Source organism: Planomonospora algeriensis, assembly GCF_977012225.1.
Map to the genome: position 1 here is coordinate 1 of NZ_CDRNDK010000639.1, position 2,896 is coordinate 2,896.

2 protein-coding genes are annotated in these 2,896 nt (G+C 74.8%); both read left to right on the plus strand.

Translation table 11 applies throughout. The features are described from left to right. Positions 1-1,212: DUF1116 domain-containing protein (locus tag ACWJ6R_RS33780; RefSeq protein WP_449066110.1), on the plus strand; the 1,212-nt coding region annotated here is incomplete at its 5' end. A gap of 283 nt (positions 1,213-1,495) precedes the next feature. Beyond that, positions 1,496-2,896, plus strand: a 1,401-nt coding sequence (locus ACWJ6R_RS33785; RefSeq protein WP_449066111.1) for a protein kinase domain-containing protein, incomplete at its 3' end; no start/stop codon positions are given.

The window sequence follows — 2,896 nt, forward strand, 5'->3', positions numbered from 1 at the left end:
GCCGGCGGTGGGCAGGCTGACGTCCGCGCGGCCCCTGCTGGCCGGGGTGCGGCCGGCCGCGAGGTGCTCGACCTGCCGCCGGGCACGTTCCTGCACGCCGGTCCGCCGATCGGGTGGGAGCGCGCCTCGGGGCCGATGCGCGGCGCGCTGGTCGGGGCGGTGCTGCTGGAGGAGCTGGCCGGCGACGCCGGGGAGGCGGAGGAGCTGCTGGTCGCCGGGCGGGTGCGGCTGGAGCCCTGCCACCACCACCGGGCGGTGGGCCCGATGGCCGGGGTGGTGAGCCCGTCGATGTGGATGTTCGAGGTGCGCGACGCCGAGCACGGCGGCACCGCCTACTGCTCGCTCAACGAGGGGCTCGGCAAGGTACTGCGCTACGGCGCCTACGGCCCCGAGGTGATCGGGCGGCTGCGCTGGATGGGCGAGGTGCTCGGCCCGGCGCTGGCCGCGGCCCTGGAGCTGACCGGGCCGCTGGACCTGCGGTCGCTGATCGCGCAGGCCCTGCAGATGGGCGACGAGCTGCACAACCGCAACCGGGCCGCGACCTCGCTGCTGGTCCGCGAGCTGGCGCCCGCGCTGGTGGAGGCCGCCGGCGGCCGCGCATCCGAGGTGCTGCGCTTCGCGGGCGGCAACGACCACTTCTTCCTCAACGCGGGCATGGCCGCCTGCAAGGTGAGCGCCGACGCGGCCCGGGACGTGCCCGGCTCGACGCTGGTCGTCGCGATGGCCCGCAACGGCACCGACTTCGGCGTGCAGGTCTCCGGGCTCGGCGACCGCTGGTTCACCGGTCCGGCGGGCGTGCCGGACGGGCTCTACCTCGGCGCGTACGGCCCGGCGGACGCCAACCCCGACATCGGGGACTCCACGATCACCGAGACGGCCGGGCTGGGCGGCTTCGCGATGGCGGCGGCCCCGGCGATCGTCAGGTTCGTCGGCGGCGACGTGGCCGACGCGACGGCGGCCACCCGGTCGATGTACGAGATCACCCTCGCCGAGCACCCCGCCTACCAGATCCCCGGTCTGGGGTTCCGGGGCACGCCGGTCGGCGTGGACGTGACGCTGGTGGCGAGGACCGGCCTGCTGCCGACGGTCAACACCGGCATCGCGGGCCGGGTGGCGGGCACCGGCCAGGTCGGCGCGGGCCTGGTCACTCCGCCCGCCTCGGCCTTCACCGCGGCGCTGGCGCCCTGGCGACGGGAGGCCCGGATCGGATAAGCCGCCGTTCCCGTTGCCCCGCGGGCTCCCGCGGCGGGGGCGTCGCCGCGTCCGTCCGCCGGCGTGCCCCCCGCCATTCCGGAGCCACTCCAAGATCGATCCGGGATCGCTTCACGGCGGATTCACGGCCGGTTCACGGCTGGTCGGCGGGCCGGTCACGCCGCGATCCGGTCTTGCTGGACAAATACCACGAAGTCCTTTCTTTGCCCCCAACTTCCATTACCGAATACAATCCGGATATCGTGTCCAACCTCACAAATGGGCTTGGACCTGGGAGCGGGGTATGTCGGCGGACCGTCTGATCGGCAAGGTACCCCCTGGACCGGAGGGTGTGAACATCACCGGGACCGCACCGACCGGCCAGGCGGGACAGGACAGACTGATCGGCAGGCGCTACCGGCTGCTGTCGCCGGTCGGCCGCGGCGGCATGGGCATGGTCTGGCACGCCCACGACGTGCTGCTCGACCGGGACGTCGCGGTGAAGGAGCTGATCCTCCCCTACGGACTGGACCACGCGGGCAAGCAGGTGGCGCACCGGCGCATGATGCGCGAGGCCCGCTCGGCGGCCCGGCTCAGCCACCCGGGGATCGTGACCGTCCACGACGTCGTCGAGGAGGACGGGCGCCCCTGGATCGTGATGGAGCTCGTCCGCGCCTGGTCCCTGGAGCAGGCCGTGCGGGAGAGCGGGCCGCTGCCGGTGGCCCAGGCCGCCGAGATCGGCATCCGGGTGCTCGACGCGCTGCGCCACGCCCACGCCTCGGGGATCCTGCACCGCGACGTCAAGCCCGGCAACGTGCTGCTCACCTCCGACCGCGTGATCCTCACCGACTTCGGCATCGCCGCCCTGGAGGGCGACGTCACGATCACCCAGACCGGCCTGCTGATGGGTTCGCCGGCCTACATCCCGCCGGAGCGCCTCTCCGGCCAGCCGATCAACCAGGCCGGCGACCTGTGGGCCTTCGGCGCCACGCTGTACGCCGCGGTCGAGGGCCGCCCCCCGTACGAGGGGCCCGACGCGGTGGCCGTGCTCGGCGCGATCCTCACCCAGGACCCCGTGCGGCCGCAGCGGGCCGGGGCGCTGGCCGGCGTCATCGAGGGCCTCCTCCGCAAGAACCCCGCCGACCGCATGTCCGCCGCCCAGGTCTCGGACCTGCTGGAGCAGATCCTGCGCAGCCACGGCTCCAACACCCCCAACCGGGGCCCCAACGGCCAGGTGCCCGCCGCGATGCCGGTGCCGGGCAACTCCATGCCGATGCACCTCATGCCGCCGCTGGACCTGCCCTCGGGGCCGATGCCCTCGCGGATCATCGAGACCCCCTCGGGGCCGGTGCGCGTGCCGTACGACCCGCAGCAGGACGCCCAGGGCGGCGGGGCGGGGCACGACCCGCTCTCCAGCCCCTCCGGGCCGTACTCCACCGGGCCGGCGGGCGCCCCCGGGCAGCCCGCCCCGCTGAACGTCACCATCGCGCCGTTCACCTCGCTGGACAGCATGTCCGGCGGGACCCGGCGCGGCTACGACGCGCTGCGCAGCTCCTCCGCCGAGCTGGGCCGGGCCCCGGCGGCCTCCCCCGGCGACGCCTTCTTCAACGACTCCTCGTTCGACGCGCTGTCCAGCTTCTCCGGCGAGGTCCCGGTCCCCGGCGCCCCGTCCGGAGACCGGCCCGCCCGCGGGCGGGCCGAGACC